We start from the raw sequence: 21400 nt of genomic DNA, 5'->3' as shown, positions 1-21400 counted from the left end.
TGAGCTCGCGGGCGACTTACGATCTACCTTTCGGAAAATTCTTCCCAGGGCCGTAACGCACCCCAGCGCCTCCTCGTGCGGCACCGATCTTCTCGAGAATCTCCCGATCTCTGAGACCGTTGATCAGATCTCGGGCCGCGTACACATGCAGGTCGAACAGTCGGCGGATTGTCTGGTTGGTGACGTACCCATACTCCCGTACATGGTCAATGACTTTTTGATCGGCCTCTGTGGCACTGTGTCGTCGATATGTCACTGACCGGGACATCGCTGTGAGAACTTGGGCCCGAAGGTGGTATGTCGGAAACGGCTTGTTAAGCGTACGCCGAGTCGGCTCCAGAAGGTCATATTCGTCCGTCATCGTGGACAAGACCTCTTGTGCCTCGACCGGAGTACGCTGGATGATTTCGGCGAGTTTCATCGCATCGATATTTTTGCTGTGCCGAAGATGTGACAAGGCAAGCAGCACGTTCAGGTCTCTTGCCGCTTTGGTTGGAAGATCACTTATGAAGCGAACAAAAGCGTCGTTGCCGATGCCCCCCGCGAGCGTTGCGCGAACAAGCGTTCCGTGATCCTCGAACAGGGGAGGCTCTTTGCCGATCCGTAGCATCTCTCGGTAGGCTCTACCGACTCCCTGACCCGTCCGTTCCGCGAGCTGTAGCATGGAAACCGTTTCAGTGAGGAGGCGGTTTCTCGGAGTCGAGGGGTAAGTGAGAATGTTGGAGGGAGTCACCCCTGAAACCAGTCCCCCGGGACTCGTGATGATGAGGCGCTCAGGCGAATGCTCGATATCGACCGTGCCGCTGGTCTCGTAAGATCGGTGAATGAACGCATTGATAATAAGCTCGCGTACGGCCTCGTTCGGATAATCGGTGAGCTGAAGTTGCACGCCGCCGGCCACATTAAGCGGGTGGACCTCGCGACGAGTCTCTATCGCGTCCGTCAGAGCTTGAATCGCAGCGATCAGAGGTCGAGTCCCTCTTATCCGTCCAGTTGCCTCGCTGCCCGTGGTCGGACGAAATTGATAGGAGTAGCCATAGCCGGGGACGATCTGGTTCAGCAACGGCTCATCGCCCAGCAAGAGGACGCCCGCATTGGTGATGCCGCCGTTAGGTGCGATCAGGCGGAGGGATTCCAGCAGAGCCTGATCGCCTAGGTCGGCCAGGTGATCGCGACCGCTTGCCGTCAGAATGCGACGCAGCCTCTCGAACTCTATGGCGCTGAGCTTGTCGATCCCAATGCTTGAGGCGTCCGCCGACCAGTCGACCTGGCCGCGTGCGATCATCGCCTCTCGCTGCTGATCAGGAGGGAAGGGAAGGCACTCTTTGCCAAGACGGCGAGTGGCGAGACCCGCCGCATTGCTGTGTGGCATCACTCCTTGTGGCACAGTAATCAAGATCAGCCGAACACCGTCGATTATCTTTTCATTAACGAAAGCGGTTAGCGGCGGCCTCGTTCGATCGAATATCCCCTTGCGAATGAGGTCGACGCTGTAGCTCATCGGCACGCCCCGCAGTGCGAGATCGCGGGTAATGGCTTTATCGTCCACGCCCAGCACAACCGTGCCGCCACGCGCATTGACAAAGCAGACGAGAGCGTCGGCGAGCAGATTCAAGGTGGACTTGGGAGAGTCCGCGACCATCTTGAAGTCAAGCGCCTCCGTCTCCAAGGCATCGGCTGTGACACCTTGACCCACTATGGCCAGCACGGTCTCTGCCTCGTGTTGGTTCACGAACTGAGAGTAACTGAGAGCTGGTATGTTTTTAACGCTTCTCAGTAGCCTGTGCTCGGTCGCGTCATCCTCTAACTGAGAAAGAGGCGCAACGCACCACTTCTCAGTTATCTCAGTGAGGACAGAAGTAGGGCCTGCTGGTCAGTGTCCGGCTTCATCTGCTGAGGTCCCTCGGACGCAGGTCCTGCCGGGTAGCCGAAGGCTCAGCCGGGCTGAGGAGGGGCTTTCGTCCGGTGGACGGTGCTGCGGGCCGACGTCCGTACGGATCGCAGCACCGCTGATACGCACGCTATGCCCAGGACGCCGCCGAAGGCGATGACTTGGTGTACCGGGAAGAACTCGGCGGCCGTGCCCGCCAGGGTCATGCCGAGGCCCTGGGCCGTCATCAGCCCGGCCGTCATCAGCGTCATCGCCCGGCCGCGCAGCTCCTCAGGCACGGCGGCGATGAACCACTGGTCCAGGCCGAGGCTGTACGAGATGCCGCAACCGGTGAGGATCTGGCAGACCAGTGCCCAGCCCAGCGAGGGCTCGAACGCGTACCCGAGGGCGGGCAGCATCGCGAGGACGGCGACCGGCATCGTCAGGCGTGCCCTGCGGCGCGGGCCGAGCAGCGAGCCCACCAGCGTTTCGCTCGTGATCGCGCCGATCGGCATGCCGCACATGAGCAGCCCGAGTCCCGCCGGGCTCAGCCTGAGCGAGTCCGCGTACGAGGTGAGAAGGGCCTCCGACACCACCACGAACATCGGCGGCACCCAGGACAGCAGGAGCAGCGCCCGGATCCGCCGGTCGGCGAGCAGCAGCCGCATCCCGGAGAGCGAGGCGCCCAGGACCGTCCCGCCGCCCGTCGCAGCCCGCGCCGGCCGGCGGCGGGTGCCGAAGCGGAGCAGCACCGCCGAGCCGAGGAACGTCGCCACCGTCAGCGCGAGCATGGTACGCGGCGACGCGACGGCCAGCAGCAGCCCTCCCATGGCGAAGCCCGCCAGTTGCGCGCTCTGCGCGACGATTCGTATCACCGAGCGGCCGAGGACGAACAGGTCACCCTCTCCGAGGATGTCGCCGAGGGTTGAGGCACGCGTGCCGGTGAAGACCGGCGCTACGGCGGCGATCACGCAGCGCAGCACGAGCAGCAGGGCGACGGGCATGCCCGGCAGTAGCATCCCGGCCGCGCACGCGGCGGACACCAGGTCGCAGACGACCAGGACCCGGCGCGCGGGGAAGCGGTCGGCGAGGGACGAAAGGAGAGTGCCGCCGAGGACGTACGGCAGCAGGCCGAACGCGAAGGTCAGCGCGCTCAGCAGCGGCGAGCCGGTGAGCCGGTAGACCAGGACGGCCAGGGCGATCTCGCAGACGACGCTCCCGAGCGTGGACATCGCATGCGCGACGAAAACCGCCCGAAACTCCCGCACCCCGAACACGGCCCGATACCCGGCACTCCGCTCCCCGTCGCCGTGCGGACGCGTGCCGGTGCCGTCCGGACGGGTAACGGTGTCGTCGGGGCGCCTGCCGGTGGGGTGGGGGTTCTCGGGAGCGGGAGGGGAGGACATGGCGGCAGCTTGCCCAGGGCACCCGGGCGGCTTCTAGACTTTCGGTCGCAGCCGAATCTTCGGGGGGACCATGCCGCTGCGACTGCGGTTCGGCACCGACGATCTGCTGCGCTGCCGGTTCGCGGTCTCGCCGCTGTGCGAGACCCATGAGGCCGTACGGACCCTGAGACGCCGGGGGCGGCACGGCTACCACCGGCCGTGGCTGCGAAGGATGCGGGAGGCGGTCGCCGGCCTCGACCTTTCCGCCCTGTGGCTGTTCATGCCGCGCGGCGGCTACACGCCCGACTTCCTGGGCCCGCCGCCGGGCACCCCCTTCACCTCGCCCGCCTCGTTCGAGGACGAGCTGGCGCTCCTGCGGGTCACCGACCCCGCCGTGGCGCACGAGGAGATGGCGCGCTCGCTGGCCTGCACCCCCCGAGCCGCCGAGTCGCCGTTGGGCAGGGACATGCTCGACGACCCCGAGCGTGCCGTGCAGAGGCTCGCCGATCTGACGGAACGTGCCTGGCACGCGCTGATCGCCGCGGAGTGGCCGCGCCTGCGTTCCCTGCTGGAGGCCGACATCGCCTACCGGTCGCGGCAGTTGGCGGACGGCGGGCTGGAGGGCCTGTTCGCCGACCTGCACCCCGGGCTGCGCTGGTCCGGCGGCACGCTCGCGATCAGCAGTCCGGCCGCGTCCCTGGGCGTGTGGGATCTCGGCGGCCGGGGCGTGCTGCTGATGCCGAGCATCTTCGTGTGGCCCGATGTCGTGAGCGGTTTCGCCCCGCGCTGGCAGCCCACGGTGATCTATCCGGCACGCGGCATGGGCGCCCTGTGGCAGCGTCCCGTTCCCGAGGCGCCGGGCGCGCTCGTACGGCTGCTGGGCGCGAACCGGGCCGCGATCCTGAGCGGCCTCGACGAGCCCGCGTCCACCACGGCTCTCGCACACCGGCACGGCCTCGCGCCGTCGTCGGTGTCGGAACACCTGACCGTCCTGCGCCACGCGGGGCTGCTGGCGTCCCGCCGCCGTGGCCACCAGGTGCTGTACGAGCGCACACCGCTGGGCACGGCACTGGCAACGAGCGAAGCCTGACAATCAGCCCAGCTCGCCGGCCTTCACGCCGTGAACGAAGGTCTGCCACTCAACGGACCCGAAGGTAAGGATCAGGCCACCCGGATCCTTGCTGTCACGTACGGCCCGTCCCCCGCCGGGCAGGTTCGCTACTTCGACACAGTTGTCGTTGTTGGCCCCGCTTCGACTGCTCTTGTACCAGCCGAGGGTGCTCGTACTGTGATCCATCAGCAACTGTCCTTGAGTTGGTCTGCCAGTGCTGTCATGTACCGCACCGACTCATCGGGTGATAGAGCCGATGTCATCACATGGCTGAAAATAAAGCTATAGCGCTGGTATTCATCCGGCTTCTCCAGCCAAAGACTGTCGGTAGTAGTCACTGTGTAGACGAGACTCGGGTCCTCCGGGAAGTCCAGGATGACGAAGGCGCCTTCCAGTGCAGGGTGAGCACCAGCGGCGTCAGGAACTATCTGGATGGTGATATTGGGCTTGGCCGCCAACTCGATGAGTCGCTGAAGCTGTGCATGCATCACCTCTGCACCACCAATCTGTTTCCGTAACGCCGCCTCATCGATGAGGGCCAGCAGAGACGGCGGGTTCTCGCGGGTGAGGATCTTCTGGCGGGCGAGGCGTGCTGCGACATGACGCTCGATAAGTTCGGAATCGAGAACTTGTCCGGCTTGCCAAACGGCCTTTGCGTACTTCTCTGTCTGGAGCAACCCAGGGATGAGTACTATCTCCCAGGTGCGGATGGCGCTGGCGCCGGCTTCGAAGTCAGGCAGGCTACTACGAAATACATCTTGGTATTTCTCCCACCAGCCACGTTGACGCGCCTCTCTGGCCAGCGTGACCATCACCTCGCGTCGGCTCTCCTCGGTGACTCCGTATAGATCGAGAAGTAGACGGATATCGTGGACGCTTGGGAGCTTCCATTGGCCGCGCTCCATTCTGGTTACCTTGGAGGCGTCCCACTCAAGTAGCTTCGCCGCCTCGGTCACCGTGAATCCAGCGAGAAGGCGGAGCCGGCGCAGTTCTTGTGACAGCCGTCGCCGCTTCACTGTCGGACTTCCTGTCATGCCCTATCTCCCTGGCACAAAATAACCACATTTGTGCGTTAGTCGTTTAATCGGACATTTTGCATATTAGGATTTGTCTATTGCGAGTTTCGAGTCTCGCTGTCAACATGCTAATGGGCAATCGGCCTGCGCGTCGGCGCATCACTCTGGGAAGCATGATCAACTCCCGAGTGATGTTGATATTGTGTGAATTAACCCCATTTGGGGGAAATGGCAGCAGTTATGGCTGCAATGAGCTGAAAACTATCCGCTTACTAACTGCGGAGGCCGTCACAGTGCGCGAACACCGGACGGCCTCCTTGAAACGGACGCTGGAGGTCCGATCCCGTGGTCAACTTTACAGGGATTATCCGTGTCATCCGGATGCGCTACAAGGCCGAGAAGCCGCCTGCGCCTATGGGGTGCCGGTGGTGCGGTGATTCGCCGTACGCCCACGATGACCGTTGCCTTCCCCACCGGGGGCGGCACGCCTATGAGGCACCGACCGATCGCCAGTTCCGGGCACGGCTGGCCGAGTGGTGGCGCCTGGGACTCTCGGGCCGCGCTCCCGCGTCGGCTCCCGTACGTCCGCTGAGTGCGATGTCGCAGGTCTCGGTCCCGGATGCCAGGCAGCGCGCTCAGTTCATCGCGTCGCCGGCTGCCGGATCCGCTCCGCCGTACCGGGAGGGCCGTCCCCCAGACGTCCGTTGCTTGCCGGGCAGGCGCGAGCCGTACCCGTACGAGGCCCAGAGCCGGAGGGCGGCGTGACCGGACGGCATCGCAAGGGAGCGGTTACCGCTGCGGTGGTTCCCCGGCAACGGGAAGTCGCCCAGCGAGCCGCCGCCGCACACCTTGACCAGATCGAGCAGAACTCGTCCCCCCGTCTTCGACAAGGAGTTTCAGTGATCGACACTCCGAATGGTCCTCGTACCGTGTGCTGGGATCTGCCCTGTGAACCGGCGGTCGTGGGCAAGGCCCGGAGCATGGTGCGGGACACGTGTCGCGGTTGGGGTGTGCCCCGGGAACTCACCGACGACCTGGTTCTGGTGGTGAGCGAGCTGCTCGGGAACGCGGTCGTGTACGGCGAGCCGCCGGTGAGGCTCTCGCTCTGGGCGACGGCGGAAGGCATCTGCGTGCGGGTCACCGACCACGGCCCCCAAGATCCCCGGCGGCTCCGCCTCAGTCTGGACGCCGTCCACGGCCGGGGCCTCACGATCGTCGAGATGCTCGCGGACCGGTGGGGCGTCGTTCACGCGTCAGACGGAACCGGCAAGACAGTGTGGGCGGCCTGGCAGTGGCCCTCGCGGCGACCGGGTGCGACGCTCGTCACGGGCCTCGAAGCCGTGGACCCCTCAGCGGGAGTCGACGCCGGAGGTGGTCATGACCTCCATGATGTGGCCGTCTGGGTCGTCGAAGTAGACCGTGCGTCCGCCGCGGGAGGTGTTGATCTCCCCGAAGCGCTTGGGCTCGTGGGGCTCGGCGTAGTAGTCGAGGCCGGCTTTCTCGATCCGGTCGAAGATCTGGTCGAACTCGGGCTCGCCGACCTCGAACGCGTAGTGGTGCGGGGCGATATCCGTAACGCCTCTGGTGGCGAAGTCGACGTCCGCGAAGTCCAGTGTCAGTGACTCCCCGATGCGCACCGGTATGAACGGGCCCATTGGCTCGCCGACATCAAGGCCGAGGATCCCGGCGAGGAATCCGGCCGAGACGCGCTTGTCGCGCGCGGGGACGATCGTGTGGTTGAGAGAGATCGCCATGGTTTCCCATCCCCTTACCGGGGCGATCGATGGTCTTCCCTTCACCTACACCGTTCCCAGCCGGATGCCGGTTATGCCGTACGCGGTGGGGAAGCCGGGCATGGAGGGGGCGTCAGTCGAAGGTGAGCTGTTCGGTGCGGCGGGGCATGAGGAGGAGGGCGCCCACGCTGAGCACCGCGACCACGACGAGCGCGAGGAAGACGTGGTGGCTCGCGTCGTACAGCGCCTTGCGTACGAAGACGGCCGTGGGCGACTGCGCGGCGGGACCATGGGCACCGAGTACGAGGCTCGTCGCGTCCACGCTGTTGGGAAGCTTGCCGGCCAGCGACGCCGGCGGGTGGGCGAAGCGGTCGGCCAGCGTGGCGTTGGAGATCGCCCCGAGGATCGCCGCCCCGACCGCGCTGCCGATGGAACGGGAGAACATGTTGGTCGCCGTGACGACGCCCCGGCGCTCCCATCCGACCACCGACTGGATGGCGACCATCGTGGGACTGGATGCGAGTCCCAGGCCGGCGCCGACGATGAAGCACGCGCCCGCGACCATCCACACCTTCGCCTGCTGGCTGAGCAGGGCGGCCAGGACGGCGCCGACCACGACCAGGACGCTGCCGATGAGGGCCGTGTCACGGAAGCCGATCCGCATGTAGAGGCGTCCCGACAGGGTGGCGGCCAGCGGCCATCCGACGGTGAGCGCGGCGAGGGCGAATCCGGCGACCAGAGCCCCGGTGCCGAGGACGCCCTCAGCGTAGGTCGGGACGTACGAGCTGAGGCCGATCATGAGCGCGCCGACGCCCAGTCCGACGAGGTTGCCTCCGGTGAGCGTGCGGTGGCGGAACACCCACAGCGGCAGGATGGGCTCGGTGGCCCTGCGCTCCACGGTGACGAACGTGGCCACCAGGACGGCGCCCGCCGCGAAGATGGCGATGCTCGGCACGGAGCCCCAGCCCCACGCCACCCCGCCTTCGAGCAGGCCGAGGATGAGCAGGGACGAGCCGGCGGTGAGCAGCGTGGCCCCGAGGTAGTCGATCCGGTGGGAGCTCCGCGTCACCCGCTCCTTGAACCGGCTGGCGAGCATCCAGGCCGCGATGGCGCCGAGCGGCAGATTGATGAAGAAGATCCAGCGCCACGACACGTACTCCGAGAACAGGCCGCCGAGGGTGGGCCCGATCACGGCCGAGATGCCCCAGACGCTGGCCACGTAGCCCTGCACGCGGGCGCGTTCCTCGACGGAGTACAGGTCGCCGACCATCGTGATGCTCATGGGCTGGACGGCGCCGGCGCCGATACCCTGCAGGGCGCGGAAGATGATGAGCGCGGGCATGCTCCACGCGACGCCGCACAGCACCGAACCGAGGAGGAACACCGCGATGCCGAAGAACATGACCGGCTTGCGCCCGAAGATGTCGGCCAGCTTGCCGTAGAGGGGGACCGTCACCGCCTGGGTGAGCAGGTAGATGGAGAACAGCCATGGGAACTGCGAGAAGCCACCGAGGTCGCTGACCACGGATGGCACGGCGGTCGCGATGATGGTGCTGTCGAGTGCCACCAGTCCCGTGCAGAGCATGATGGCCGCGAGTACCGGGCCGCGCTCGGACTTGAGACCGATGCCTTTCGGGGTCGCTACCGTGGTCACCGGGGCGTTCTCCTTGTGCATCGTGGACGTCGAGGCCGGACTCACCCCGCTGGCCGCGCGGCCCGTCCCCGGGAGTAGGCAACCGCTCCCTGCTGCTCCTCATTCCCCCTCAATCACGACAATCTACGTATGACGTCCATATTCGCGCTGCGTAGCGGCCCACAACAGAGAAGGGTGCGGCCACCGGGCCGCACCCTTCGTGTGTCGCTCAGCAGCTCAGGTTGTTACCGGGGGAGACGCCGAGGATCTGCGTGAACCGCTGGTAGGCCGAGACGCGGCTCTGCACCTGGGCCGGGTTCCTGCCGTCGCACTCCAGGGAACCGTTGATGCTGCGGATCGTCTGGCCGAAGCCGTAGCCGTTCACCATCGCGTTGTGCGCGGTCATCGTGCCCGGTCCGTTCTGCGACATCCAGTACCAGATGCCGGTCTTCCAGGCCACCGCGGCGTCGGTCTGCACCAGGTTCGGGTTGTTGAGCAGGTTGATGCCGAGGGCGTCACCCGCCGCCTTGTAGTTGAAGTTCCAGCTCAGCTGGATCGGACCGCGACCGTAGTACGCCGCCTGCCCCGCCGGGCAACCGTAGGGCTGGCTCGTGTCGCAGTAGTGGGGGTAGTTCGCGGTGTTCTGCTCGACGATGTAGACCAGGCCACCGGTCTCGTGGTTGACGTTGGCGAGGAAGGCCGCCGCCTCCTGCTTCTTGACCGTGTCACTGCCGGTGTTCGCGAACGTCGAGTACGCGCTCAGGGCCGCGACCAGGCCGTTGTAGGTGTAGAAGGAGTTCCTGCCCGGGAACATCTGGTTGAACTGCGCCTCGCTGACGACGAACCCGCCCGTGGGCGGCGGCGTCGAACCGCCGCCACTACAGGTGTACGGCTCCCAGTACCACGTGCTGATGGTCGGGTCGTATCCCGGATTGTCGTGCGTGGCCCGGTAGTACTGGCCGTTGGTGTACTTCACGATGTCGCCGGTGACGTACGTCCTGCCGGCGACCCAGCTCGGGTAGCTGCACGAGCCGGAGGGAGGGGGTGTGCTACCGCCGCCACCTGAGCAGCTGCCCTGGTCGGCCCAGACGTCGGCGCCGCCCGGGACCTCGTTCTGCGTCCACCACTTCGCGGACCAGTTGTGCGCGTTGTAGGAGGCGGTCATCCCGCCGGTGTACACCGCCGACGAGCTCCACGGGGTCGCGCAGGCCGCCGCGGACGCGGGCGACACGGGCAGGACCACCGCCAACGCCCCCGCGATCGCCACAGCGGCGAGGGACGCCATGATGCGCAGTCTCGACACTTCGTCACTCCTTCGTGCGGCTCAGGTCCGCACACGATGGATGAACAGGATTGATCCCGCGCAACGACCCCGCCCGGTACCTCGGTACTCCGAGGTAGTCCTCCACAGGTCTGAGGTAAATCAACACGATCTTCTTACAACAGTCAAGCTCTGACAAAGAGCGGGTAATCGCGAAATATCGCCTCAGTTGGTCGCCGAGGAGGAACCGCCGACCCGGCCCGCCCGGTCAGGAAGTCTTCTTAGATCAACATGGTCAACTCTGATGCCGCCACGCGGTGATGAGCTCCTCTGGGCCGTAGAGAGCGGTGAGTCCGTCGCATGTCGCGCCGCTTCGGGATGCGGCGACCAATGGGAGGGTGCGATCGGTCAGCGCGGCCCGGTGCCGGATCAGTTCCTGGAGGTCGTGATCGTCGAAGGCGCTCTCCAGCCACTTGATCGACCCTACGAAGCGAAGTTCCTTGGCGATGGGGGCGCGGTCCGCTCCGACGATGTCGATCTCGACGTCGTTGCTCCGTGTCCAGTAGGAGCCGATGGCCTCGGCGGAGGGAAGCCGTCCATCGGGTACCAACCGGGCCAGCGCTTCGCGTACCAATGGCTCGACCGCCCTTCCGTGCCAACTGCTCCAGCCCGCCGCGATCCGCCGTAGCGTGAGGTCACCCCGGCGCCGCTCGATCTCCGGCATGTGCGGCCGCAGGAAGTAGAGCCAGAAGCGAAGGTAGGGATCGGCGATCCGGTATCGGCGTTCCCGCGACGGGCGGGTGCTCAGCGGGAGCTCCGAGGACACGATGCCTTTGGCCGTGAGGAGGTCCGCCGCGCGGGTGAGGGTGGAGTGGGAGATGCCTCCCGCGGCCCGCGCGATGTTGACGAAGGTGCGCTCCCCGCTGCCGATGGCCTCCAGCACTTCCCTTGCCATGGCCTGTCCGGGGAACTCCGCGGCCAGCGTCCTCTCTCCTTAGACGAGCAGGGCCGATACCGGGTTGGTCAGCGCGTCATGCAGGAACTTCCACACCGACGCTCCCGGTGCCCATTCGGCGCACACCAGAGGGAGACCACCGGTCACGAGAGCCGCGTCGAAGGCCGTCTTGGCGTCCAGATCGAGCATCCGCTGGATCTCGGAGGGATTGAGAGGCCTGACCACCATCTCGGTGCCCCGCTGGTGGAACGGCCTCTCGTAGCTGTTGAGCGCCTCCATCATCGACATGTCCGAGCCGATGAGGATCAGCAGAACGGGCTTGCGGCTCAGGTACCGGTCCCAGGCCCGCTGGAGCAACCCTTCGAAGGCATCGACGCGCTCCATGAGGTAGGGAACCTCGTCGATCACCACCACCGATGGTGAATCGTCGGGGATCGCGTCCGCCAGCAGTTGGAGCGCGCTGTTCCAGTTGGCCGGGGCGGTCTCGACGAAGAGTTCACGGTGAGGAAGGTCGGAGGACGCGACGTCATCGAGCAGTTGCCGCAACTCCTGCTCGGCGCTCGCGCGCGCGGCGGTGAAGTACAGAGACGCCAGGCCGCTGCGCGTCACGAACTCCTCCGCCAAGGCGGACTTGCCGATCCGCCTGCGCCCGCGCATGAGCAAACACCGCCCCGGCCGGGCACCGCCGACGGCCGAGGTCACCCGGTCGAGCAACCCCTGCAGCGCCGCAAGCTCCGCTTCCCGCCCGATGAACCCGCTCACATGCACCTCCTGCCGATAGTATCGCTGCCGATAGTATTGCCAGGAGTACGGGGCATGCTGATGCTCTGGTCCGGCGAGCGGAGGGCGTTCGTCCGGAAGGTGAGAGACGGCGGGCTGCGCTGATGTTCGAGTCCGGCGGCCAGGTTGATCGCCGGTACGCCGGTCAGATCATTACGTGGGCTTCGGGGTGGCCGACGAAGGAGAACTGGGCGTTGCGCGTCAGCTTGTAGTCCTGGGCCTTCCAGGTGTGGGCCGAGGCGTCGGCGCCGCGCATGTAGACGAAGTTGAAGCGGTCGGCGGAGTAGATGCGCACACCTTCCTCCTTGCACCGTCGTACCAGCCGCGTGTCCTCGCCCGCGTTGACGGCCTCGAAGGCGAACGCGCGCAGCAGGTCGGCCTTGGCGAGGATCGTGGCGCCCTGCACGAGGTGGGCGTACCGGTGCTCCAGGCCGGGCAGGCGCATCACGGTCGTGTTGGTGGCGGGGAAGTAGGTGTAGTGGGCGCCCTTGCCGACCATCTCCGCGTCGGCGTAGTCGAAGGCGCGCAGCAGGTCCGAGAGGTAGTGCGTGCCGTACAGGTTGTCGTCGTCCATCTTGGCGATGTACTCGCCGTCGGCCTGGGCGATGCCGACGTTCAGCACCTCGCCGAGCGTGAGCGACGGGTCGGCGGTGAGCACCTTGACGGCGGGGATGCCGGCGGCCAGGGCCTTGTCGCGGACGACACCCGGATCGATGTCGAGCCCGTGCAGCACCAGGATCAGCTCAAGGTCGCGGTGGCGCTGGCGGGCGACCTGGGAGATGGCGTGTTCGAGCTGGCCCGCCCGGTTCGTGGGCAGGACGACCGACACGCTCTTCGTCCGCGTGACCACGGGACGGCCGAGCGCGGTGAGGATCTGGTCGACACGGTGGGAGAAGAGGTGCTTGTCGAACACCTCGCGCATGGCCAGGTGGGCCTGGCGGGCGCGGAGCTCCGGGCTGTTGATCAGGTAGAGGGCCTGGTTGTAGGCCTCTTCCTGCGTGTGCGCGATCGGGATCAGCGAGCCGAACGTCTCCTCAATGGCCCGCGACCATCCCGACAGCACGGTGGTGGAGCACGCCGACAGCTCGAAGACGCGCCGGGCGCACATGGTCGGCGAGTCGATCACCGAGTTCACGTTGAGGAAGACCTTGTACATCTTGTACGCGGCGAGCATCTGCTCGTACGGCAGCTCGCCCACGATGTGCGGGCGGTACTCCTCGGGCCAGGCGTACTTGTCGCCGGCCTTGTCGTTGCGGGCGAAGATGTGCAGGCCGAGCTCCCGCGTGGGAGCGATCACGGCCTCCATCTGCTCGCGCCGCTCGGGGTGCTTGTCGCGGAAGTACATGCCCGCGAAGACCACGTCGTACGGCCGGCCCTGCTTGGTCTGGATCGGGTTGTGCACGCGCGGCTGCGCCGCGAACTGCAGCACATCCACCCGATCATGTCCCAATATTTCGCGATACTTGTGGACCATGTCGCCGTCGCACGTGTACACGTAGTCGAAAAGCTTCGCCGTGTCGATGAAGAACTCGAAGTTCGGCGGGTCCTCCTTGTTCCAGAAGACCGTGGGGATGCCCTGCTCGCGGCACCAGCTCACCAGGTCGCGGAGCTCCTGCTTGGGCGCGTTGGTGCCGGTCATCTGGTAGCGCCAGCGCGTCTGGTTGCCGTGCCACGCGGACTCGCAGAACAGTACGTCGGGACGCTTCTCCGCGAAGATCTCCGGCCAGTCCTTGAGCCCGAACTCGATCTGGTCCCACTCGTACTTGAAGGCCATCCTGGAGAAGTCGTCCAGGATGACCGCGACCTTCAGGTCCGGACGGCTGACCGGGCCCTCGGGCCAGGCCAGGTTCGGGATCTTGACCTCGGGCGCGTGCGCGAGCACGGCGTCCATGGCGACGCTGCTCGCGGTGACCGTCGCGGGCGCCTTGGGAGCCTTCTTGGGCTTGAGCGCCTGGGACAGGTCGCGCGGGAGCCGTACGAGCCTGGACGGGCGCTTGGCTCCGGCGAGCGCGGTGCTCACGCGGTACGGGCGCTGCGCCCTGGTCGCCGACAGCTGCCACTGGGCGTACTCGGCCCGCGCCTCGGCGGTGGCGAGGCGTCGCTCCAGGTCGCGGATGCGGTCCTCGTAGCGCTCGACGACCTTGCGCTCCTCGGGTAGCCAGTTCGCCGCCCCGAGTCGCTGAAAACGCGGCTCATCCGGATTTGTCTGGTCACTCTCGGCCATGGTGCGACTTGCTCCCTCGTCCTCGCCCGGGAATGTCCGATCGTACGGCTTTGACCGCGAAAGGATGGGCGTTTTCGCCTAAATGCCCAAATCGCCAACCTCGCGATCGGGCAGGTCAGCGCATCGTGGGCGGGGTCCCCTGGGCGGCGGGGGAGAGGTCGTCGCCGCGCAGCCAGGCCTCGATGACGCGGGCGATCCTCGGCCCCGCGGCGCCGTCCCACAGTGGCGGCAGCTCCCCGCTCGGGGTGGCCGCGCCGTCGGCGAGCGCCTTGGACGCCGCGGCGGGCAGCGTCGCCGGGGTCACGAGACGGTTGGTGCCGTGGGTGATCGTGATGGGCCGCTCGGTGTTCGGCCGCACGGTCAGGCAGGGGACGCCGAGCACGGTCGTCTCCTCCTGCACGCCGCCGGAGTCGGTGACGACCAGCGCGGCGCCCCGGACCAGCGAGAGGAACTCGACGTACCCCAGCGGGTCGATGATCGTGAGGTTGTCGCCGGTCACCAGGCCCGCCTTGGCGAGGCGCTCGCGCCCGCGCGGGTGCAGCGGCACCACGATCGGCACCTGCTCGCTCACCGCGAGCACGGCCTCGACCAGCTCGCGGGCGGACTCGGGGTCGTCGACGTTCCCCGGGCGGTGCAGGGTGGCGACGGCGTACCGCACGGGCAGGCCGAGGCGCTCCTTCAGCGGTTCGGGGTCGAGCTTCGGCAGCGCCGAGAACAGGCTGTCGATCATCGGGTTGCCCACCAGGTGCGCCTTGGCGGGGGAGACGCCCTCGCTGGCCAGGTGGGAGAGCCCGTCGGGGCTGGTCACCAGCAGGATGTCGGCGAGCGCGTCGGTGACGACGCGGTTGACCTCCTCGGGCATCTCCCGGTCGAAGGACCGCAGGCCGGCCTCGACGTGCGCGGTCGGGATCTGGAGCTTGGCGCAGACCAGGATCGCGGCGAGCGTCGAGTTGACGTCCCCGTAGACCACGACGAGGTCGGGCTTGTGCTCCAGCACGACCTCCTCCAGGCCGGTCAGCAGCGCGGCCGTCTGGCGTGCGTGGCTGCCCGAGCCCACGCCGAGGTTGGCGATCGGCTCGGGGAGGCCGAGGTCGGCGAAGAAGACGTCCGACATGAGCGCGTCGTAGTGCTGCCCGGTGTGGACGATGCCCTGCCGGACTCCCAGCTCGGCCAGGCCTCGCACGACGGGGGCCGCCTTCGGGAAGTTGGGACGCGCGCCCAGCACGTGCAGAACGAGGGGATTTTCCCTCATTGACCTCGCCTTTCACCCGGGAGTGGGTCAACTAATGGCCAGTAGGGCCAAGCGGTGCCTATGGTACGGTCACCGCGTGGTTTCCGAGGCCAGCCGGCCCGATAAGGTCTCCCCCAAGTCGGCTCGCGCCGGCGTGCGCGGTTTCCTCAAGGGCTTCGTCCAGCATCCGGTCATTGTCTCCAGAGTCTTCGTCACCAGGGTCAAATCCGACCCGATGCGTGTGGCGCAGGCGGCGGCGGAGGCGATGCCTCCACGCCTGCGCCCAGCGGTGGGCAAGGTCGCGTGGCCGGTCGCCCGCGTCGTGCGCGTCACCGCGCGCAAGATAGCGCGGCGCATGGCCGACGGCCCCCTCGAAGCGGCCAAGGCCGAGTTCGAGCACGGCAAGATGACCAAGGCCATCGAGGTCCTGCAGCCGCACGCGCGGTGGCCGTTCATCCGCAGGCGGATCGCCTACTACGAGGGCGAGAAGGCCGCGATCGGCGCCGCTCCGATCCCGCCGAAGTCCAAGGTGATCGTCGGCGAGCGGGTCGAGGGCCGAGTGCTGCACTGCGTGACCAACGCGCTGCCGTACACCCAGGCCGGGTACACCGTCCGCACGCACCGCATCGTGACCGCGCAGCGCGCCGCCGGGCTCGATCCGCACGTGGTGACCAGCTGGGGCTGGCCCATGCTCCAGGGGCACGCCGACGCCGAGCCGTACGAGGAGATCGACGGCGTCCCGTACCACCGCCTGCTGCCGAGCGGCGAGGTGCCGTTCGAGAGCCGCGGCCGGATGATCCGCGGAGCAGGCGAGGTGACCGAGCTGGTCAGGACGCTTCGGCCCCAGGTGCTGCACGCCGCGACCGACCACCGCAACGGCTCTGTGGCGCTCGCCGCGCGCGAGCGGACCGGCACGCCGCTGGTCTACGAGGTGCGGGGCTTCCTGGAGGAGACCTGGGCCTCGCGCGACGCGGCCAGGGTCGGCAGCGAGCGGCACCTGCTCCAGCGCGATCGGGAGGCGCACATCATGCGCTCCGCCGACGCGGTGGTGACCCTCGCCGAGACGATGGCGGTGGAGATCGCCGAGCGGGGTGTGCCCCGCGACAAGATCTTCCTCGCGCCGAACGCCGTGGACGACACGCTGCTGACCGCCGACTACGACGGCGCGGCGTTCCGTGCCGCGTACGGCATCGCGCCGGACGAGATCGTCGTCGGTTCGGTGTCGAGCATCGTCGGCTACGAGGGCTTCGCGACGCTGCTCTCGGCCGCCGCGCTGCTGCGTGACACCGGGACTCCCGTGCGCGTCCTGATCGTCGGCGACGGCGCCGAGCGGCCCGTGCTGCTCGCCCAGGTCGAGAAGCTCGGCCTGGGCGATCTGGCGATCCTGCCGGGCCGGGTCGGGCCGGAGGAGGCGCTACAGGCGCAGTCGGCCATCGACATCTTCGTCTGCCCGCGTGAGGATCTGCGCGTGTGCCGCCTGGTGACGCCGCTCAAGCCGGTGGAGGCGATGGCGCTCGGCAAGCCGGTCGTGCTCAGCGACCTTCCCGCGCTGTCGGAGCTGGTCGGTTCGGACGGCGCCGGCCTGCTCGTACCGCCCGGTGATCCGGCCGCCCTGGCCAAGGCTCTGGCGGGTCTGAGGGACGATCCGGAGCGGCGCGCCGAGATGGGCGAGGCCGGTCGGACCGAGGTCGCGACGAAGCGGACGTGGAGCCGGATCGCAGCGACATATCGGACGATCTACCAGTCCGTTGCCCGATGATTTCCCGTGTCATGACCGATCGGAAACCTCGGCTTGGCTATGGGTTCAATCGCATTAGACGTGATCTGTGTGGAGTTGAGATAGCCTTTCCCACCATGCAGTGTTGTTTCGGGCTTCAGGACGCCACGTGAGCGGGTACGACCTCGCGGTCATCGGCCTGGGTTACGTGGGCATGCCCCTCGCCAAAGAGGCTACGGGGGCAGGTCTTCGCGTGGTCGGACTGGACGTCGACGCGCGAAAAGTCGACGCCCTGACCTCCGGCCGTTCCTACATCGACGACCTGAGCGACGCCGATCTCGACTCCATGCTGGCCAACGAGTTCACGGCCACGCTCGACCAGTCGATCCTCGCCGCCAGCGACACCATCGTCATCTGCGTGCCCACGCCGCTCGACGAGGACCATCGTCCGGACCTCTCGGCGGTGCGCGGCGCCGTCGAGGCGGTGGGGCGTTACCTCCAGCGAGGCACGCTCGTCGTCCTTGAGTCGACCACCTACCCCGGCACGACCGACGAGGTCGTCCGCCCGATCCTCGAACAGGCATCCGGGCTGACCGCCGGCGTCGACTTCCACCTCGCCTTCTCGCCGGAGCGCATCGACCCCGGCAACACCAAGTACGGGCTGCGCAACACCCCGAAGGTGGTCGGCGGGTACACCAAGGCGTGCCGCGACCGCGCGGAGGCGTTCTACGCCCGGTTCATCGAGCAGGTCGTGACCGTCAGCGGCACGCGCGAGGCCGAGATGGCCAAGCTGCTGGAGAACACCTACCGGCACGTCAACATCGCGCTCGTCAACGAGATGGCCATCTTCTGCGACGAGCTCGGCGTGAACCTGTGGGAGGCCATCGAGGCCGCCTCCACCAAGCCGTTCGGCTTCCAGAAGTTCCTGCCCGGTCCGGGCGTGGGCGGTCACTGCATCCCGGTCGACCCCTCGTACCTCTCCCACGCCGTGCGCAAGCTCGGCTACCCGTTCCGCTTCGTGGAGCTGGCACAGGAGATCAACGAGCGGATGCCGGCGTACGTCGTGGCCCGCGTGCAGCGCCTGCTGAACCGCGCCAAGAAGCCGGTCAACGGCTCCCGCGTCCTGCTGATGGGCGTCACCTACAAGCCGGATATCGCCGACGAGCGCGAGACTCCGGCGGTGCCGATCGCGCGAGCGTTCCGCGATCTCGGCGCCGAGCTCGTCTTCGCCGACCCACACGTGAAGCAGTGGACGGTCGACGGGGTCGAAGTACCACGAGAGGACGATCTCGCTGAGGCGGTGGAGAGGGCGGACGTGACCGTCCTGCTCCAGCAGCACTCGGAGTTCGACCTGGACATGGTGGAGAAACGAGCGCATCTACTTCTCGACACCCGGGGCGTCCTCTCCGAGGGCGAACGCGTCGAGCGGCTCTGACGGGCGGAGGGTCGGCGCGTGCACGTGCTTGTCATGACGGTGGTCCACCACCCCGAGGACGCCCGGATCCTGCACCGGCAGATCCGCGCGCTCGTGGACGCCGGTCATGCGGTCACGTACGCCGCGCCGTACACCGCGCGGGGCGTCGTGCCGAGGTCGTGGGTCACCGGGGTCGATCTGCCGAGGGCGGCGGAGCGCAAGCGGCTGTCCGCGGTGCGGGCGGCCCGGCGGCTGTTCAAGAGCCTCCGCGGCCAGGTCGACCTGGCGCTCATCCACGACCCCGAGCTGCTGCTCGCGGTCGCGGGCGTGCGGCGCAGGCCTCCTGTGGTGTGGGACGTCCATGAGGACACCCCCGCCACGCTGTCGCTGAAGCCGTGGCTGCCCTCGTTCTTGCGCCCGCCGACGCGCTTCCTCGCCCGGCTGCTGGAGGGCACGGCGGAGCGCCACCTGCACCTGCTGCTGGCCGAGACCGCCTACGCGGGCCGGTTCCGGCAGGCGCACCTGGTCGTGCCGAACGAGACCTGGGTGCCCGACCACGTCAGCGAGCCTTCCGACGACCGCGTCGTCTACCTGGGCTGGCTGTCGGAGGCGCGGGGCGTACGCGAGGCCGTCGAGGTGGGCCGGCTGCTCCAGCCGCACCGCGTGGCGGTCGAGCTGATCGGCTACGCCGACCCGCAGAGCAGGCCCATGCTCAATCAGGCTGTGGCCGATGGAGTGCTGGAGTGGCGTGACTTCATGCCCAACGACGAGGCGCTCAAGCGGCTCGACGGGGCGCTGGCCGGGCTCTCGCTGTTACACGACGAGCCGAACTACCGCCATTCCATGCCCACCAAGATCGTCGAGTACATGGCGCACGGCATACCGGTGATCACCACGCCGTCGCCCAGGGCGGTCGAGCTCGTGGAGCGTTACCAGAGCGGCGTGGTCGTGCCCTGGCGCGACCCCCAGGCGGTGGCACGCGCGGTGCTGCGGCTGCGCAACGAGCCGGCGGAGCGCCGGGCGGCGGGCGCGCGCGGTTACGCCGCCGCCCGGGCCAACCACCACTGGCCGAACTCCGCGCGGAGGTTCGTCACCCAGCTCGAAGCGTGGGCGGGCGTGAAGAAGTAGTTCCTGGGCACTGACGCTTCGAACGCCCGGGCGCCGGGATGCCCTCCCAGCGTGGCCCTGGGCGACCCCCCGATCCTGATCGTTTTTTATCAGGGCCACAATTTAAGGACGGTAATCTCCTGAAGGTGCGCGGGCTCACTCTGCTCCTGGGAGCGGCTCTTCTGGCCGCTGTCGCGGCCATCGTCATCGTCCTGCCGGACTCCCAAGGCGGCTCCAGGACCGCGACGACCACACCGGCCCAGCAGCCGAAGCCGGGCACCCCGACGCCGACGGCCAGCGTGTTCAGCGACCCCTGTGGAACGTTCGACACCACGACCCCCGCGCCGTACGCCGTCACCGGATACTGGCTGGTGCCCACCTCCGACCACTGCACGTGGCGCAGCCAGCTCCAGGCCATCCACCAGGTCGGCGGGGACACCGTCGTACGTCTTGGATTCGGTCTCCAGCCGCGCGCCGTGGACCAGGACGGGCAGGTGCTGGACGCGGTGGGCAAGGCCCCCGACCCTCGCTATCAAAGGTGCGAGGAGAACGGCATGACCTGTGTGCAGGCCGCCGAGTCCGCGCTCAAGGCCGCCAACCCCGGCAATCGCATCACCTGGACGTACGTCTACCGGACCGACGAGGCGTTCGGCAGGGGCCTGTTCCGCTGCCCCCAGATGGAGCACACGATCACGGTCGGCGCCGACGTCTACTATCGCGTGCTCGCCCCCGACGACGGCTCCGACGACGCGACGTGCGACTTCAGCTCAAAGGGCAGGGGGTACCACCTCATCCTCGTCAACGGCGCGCTCAAGGACAGCCTGACCGAGATCCTCGACCTGGCCGACCGCTTCGCGATGAAGGTCTTCCCCGCGCTGCCGCTGGCACCGCGCGACCGTGTGGAGCCCACCAAGGCCGACCCCCGGCACATCGGGACGCTCACCACGCTGACCCGGCGCGTCCTGCAGGACTACGGCGACCGCTTCAACGACAGGACCTCTCTCGGCGGGGTCTACCAGCCCTTCGAGTTACAGCTCAGGGACTGGCCCGACCCGGCCGTGGTCACGACCCTCCAGGTGTACGCCGAGCAGCACGACATCGTGCAGCAGGAGCTTCCCGGCAAGCCCATCATGGTCAGCCCGTACCTCGACGGGCGCAGGGGCAAGAAGTTCACCTCGACGCCCGAGCAGGTCGCGCGGGGCTTCAAGGTCCTCGCGCAGACGGGCGTCGGCATCATCGCCCCGCAGGACAGCCGCGGCACGGGCAAGGTCGGCCTGTACTGGCCGAACCTGAAGGGCCAGACGGTCGACGACCGGCTCAAGCCCGTGGTGGGCGACACCTCCTACGGCGAGGCGTACTACGGCGCCACGCGCGACTACTACCGCGCGATGTCCAACGCGCTCGGGGAGATGCGCGCCGAGGGGCGCGAGGTTCAGCTCTGGGCCAACGTGGAGGCGTTCGAGCCGAAGGGCGACGGCGCCTGCGAGGCCGGCGGCAAGCGAGGCGCCACGGACAAGGAACGCCTCGACGCGGCCGTCGCGTTCGCCGGACCGTACGTGTCCAAGATCATCTCCTACAAGTGGAGCAGCTTCTTCAACTGCGGGTCGCCGACGCTCGCCGAGCAGGTCGCGAAGGACTGGGACCGGCCCATCCCGATCCAGGTCGTCAGCGGCAAGCGGGGCATCCAGGACGGCATCGAGGTCCGCGGCTACAACCTGGCCCTCGGCAGGGTCACGGTGAGCTGGTACGGCGGAGACGAGCCGCGCGAGGCCGACTCGGCGGCGGTCGGATGGACCGACAAGACCCCCATCCCCGGGCTGCCCCCCGCCGTGCAGAAGATCTGGGTGCCGGTCGACTGGAGCTCGGTGCCCTCGGACGCGTGGTTACGCGTGGACGTGACCTCGCCCGACGGGCGCAAGAGCAACGCCCCGGTCTACCTCAACCGCGGGGCGTGACGGTCTTC

The 21400-nt window shown here is 67.6% G+C and carries 17 protein-coding genes and 1 pseudogene; 6 read left to right on the top strand and 12 right to left on the bottom strand.

Going from position 1 to position 21400, the window contains the following annotated elements; translation table 11 throughout:
- Window positions 1–16: 16 nt before the first annotated feature.
- A complete protein-coding gene (locus AB0O34_RS02660) occupies window positions 17–1708 on the bottom strand; it encodes an ATP-binding protein (RefSeq protein ID WP_363911814.1) in 1692 nt (563 codons plus the stop codon).
- 227 nt (window positions 1709–1935) lie between these two features.
- Window positions 1936–3276, bottom strand: coding sequence for an MFS transporter (locus tag AB0O34_RS02655; RefSeq protein WP_363911813.1), 1341 nt, complete (start codon window positions 3274–3276; stop codon window positions 1936–1938).
- A 70-nt stretch (window positions 3277–3346) separates the two neighbouring features.
- On the opposite strand from AB0O34_RS02655, the gene AB0O34_RS02650 reads away from it, so the two are divergent.
- Window positions 3347–4345, top strand: coding sequence for a DUF5937 family protein (locus tag AB0O34_RS02650; protein ID WP_363911812.1), 999 nt, complete (start codon window positions 3347–3349; stop codon window positions 4343–4345).
- 3 nt (window positions 4346–4348) lie between these two features.
- Here AB0O34_RS02650 and AB0O34_RS02645 read toward each other — a convergent pair whose 3' ends face one another.
- The 3 genes from AB0O34_RS02645 to AB0O34_RS02635 all read right to left on the bottom strand — a co-directional run bounded on the left by AB0O34_RS02645 (window position 4349) and on the right by AB0O34_RS02635 (window position 6272).
- Complete coding sequence (locus AB0O34_RS02645) at window positions 4349–4552, bottom strand: DUF397 domain-containing protein (protein ID WP_363911811.1); 204 nt, start codon at window positions 4550–4552, stop codon at window positions 4349–4351.
- Window positions 4552–5400, bottom strand: coding sequence for a helix-turn-helix transcriptional regulator (locus AB0O34_RS02640; RefSeq protein ID WP_363911809.1), 849 nt, complete (start codon window positions 5398–5400; stop codon window positions 4552–4554). The genes AB0O34_RS02645 and AB0O34_RS02640 overlap by 1 nt, the downstream gene beginning before the upstream one ends.
- A 617-nt stretch (window positions 5401–6017) precedes the next feature.
- Window positions 6018–6272 carry a hypothetical protein gene (locus tag AB0O34_RS02635; RefSeq protein ID WP_363911907.1) on the bottom strand — a complete coding sequence of 85 codons (255 nt, stop codon included), beginning with the start codon at window positions 6270–6272 and terminating at the stop codon, window positions 6018–6020.
- On the opposite strand from AB0O34_RS02635, the pseudogene AB0O34_RS02630 reads away from it, so the two are divergent.
- Window positions 6183–6659 (top strand): annotated as a pseudogene (locus tag AB0O34_RS02630) (ATP-binding protein); the annotation flags it as partial. The gene AB0O34_RS02635 and the pseudogene AB0O34_RS02630 overlap by 90 nt on opposite strands.
- Window positions 6660–6731: 72 nt before the next feature.
- Here AB0O34_RS02630 and AB0O34_RS02625 read toward each other — a convergent pair.
- The 7 genes from AB0O34_RS02625 to wecB all read right to left on the bottom strand — a co-directional run bounded on the left by AB0O34_RS02625 (window position 6732) and on the right by wecB (window position 15220).
- Window positions 6732–7136, bottom strand: coding sequence for a VOC family protein (locus tag AB0O34_RS02625; RefSeq protein WP_363911807.1), 405 nt, complete (start codon window positions 7134–7136; stop codon window positions 6732–6734).
- Between the two features lie 112 nt (window positions 7137–7248).
- Window positions 7249–8769, bottom strand: coding sequence for an MDR family MFS transporter (locus AB0O34_RS02620; RefSeq protein WP_363911805.1), 1521 nt, complete (start codon window positions 8767–8769; stop codon window positions 7249–7251).
- 208 nt (window positions 8770–8977) lie between these two features.
- Complete coding sequence (locus AB0O34_RS02615; RefSeq protein ID WP_363911803.1) at window positions 8978–10051, bottom strand: glycoside hydrolase family 19 protein; 1074 nt, start codon at window positions 10049–10051, stop codon at window positions 8978–8980.
- Window positions 10052–10304: 253 nt separating this feature from the next.
- Window positions 10305–10964, bottom strand: a complete 660-nt coding sequence (locus AB0O34_RS02610; RefSeq protein WP_363911801.1) for a DUF234 domain-containing protein — start codon at window positions 10962–10964, stop codon at window positions 10305–10307.
- 39 nt (window positions 10965–11003) lie between these two features.
- On the bottom strand, window positions 11004–11726 hold the full coding sequence (locus AB0O34_RS02605; protein WP_363911799.1) for an ATP-binding protein: 723 nt from the start codon (window positions 11724–11726) through the stop codon (window positions 11004–11006).
- A gap of 163 nt (window positions 11727–11889) precedes the next feature.
- Entirely contained in the window at window positions 11890–13968 is a 2079-nt protein-coding gene (locus tag AB0O34_RS02600; protein WP_363911796.1) for a glycosyltransferase, read from the bottom strand.
- A gap of 115 nt (window positions 13969–14083) precedes the next feature.
- Window positions 14084–15220: a UDP-N-acetylglucosamine 2-epimerase (non-hydrolyzing) gene (gene wecB / locus AB0O34_RS02595; protein WP_363911794.1), complete on the bottom strand. Its 1137-nt coding sequence runs from the start codon at window positions 15218–15220 to the stop codon at window positions 14084–14086.
- A 76-nt stretch (window positions 15221–15296) separates the two neighbouring features.
- Between wecB and AB0O34_RS02590 the strand changes: the two genes are divergently transcribed.
- The 4 genes from AB0O34_RS02590 (at window position 15297) to AB0O34_RS02575 (ending at window position 21392) form a co-directional block, all read left to right on the top strand.
- Window positions 15297–16958 (top strand): glycosyltransferase family 4 protein, encoded by a 1662-nt coding sequence (locus AB0O34_RS02590; RefSeq protein ID WP_363911792.1) that lies wholly within the window; start codon window positions 15297–15299, stop codon window positions 16956–16958.
- 127 nt (window positions 16959–17085) lie between these two features.
- Window positions 17086–18351 (top strand): nucleotide sugar dehydrogenase, encoded by a 1266-nt coding sequence (locus AB0O34_RS02585; RefSeq protein ID WP_363911790.1) that lies wholly within the window; start codon window positions 17086–17088, stop codon window positions 18349–18351.
- Between the two features lie 18 nt (window positions 18352–18369).
- A complete protein-coding gene (locus AB0O34_RS02580; protein ID WP_363911788.1) occupies window positions 18370–19458 on the top strand; it encodes a glycosyltransferase in 1089 nt (362 codons plus the stop codon).
- A gap of 125 nt (window positions 19459–19583) precedes the next feature.
- A complete protein-coding gene (locus AB0O34_RS02575; RefSeq protein ID WP_363911786.1) occupies window positions 19584–21392 on the top strand; it encodes a DUF4434 domain-containing protein in 1809 nt (602 codons plus the stop codon).
- Window positions 21393–21400 lie beyond the last annotated feature (8 nt).

It is taken from the genome of Sphaerisporangium sp. NPDC088356, from assembly GCF_040685555.1.
Lineage (GTDB): Bacteria > Actinomycetota > Actinomycetes > Streptosporangiales > Streptosporangiaceae > Sphaerisporangium.
Note: the sequence above shows the minus strand (reverse complement) of the source record. Positions and strands in the feature narration are given on the sequence as shown.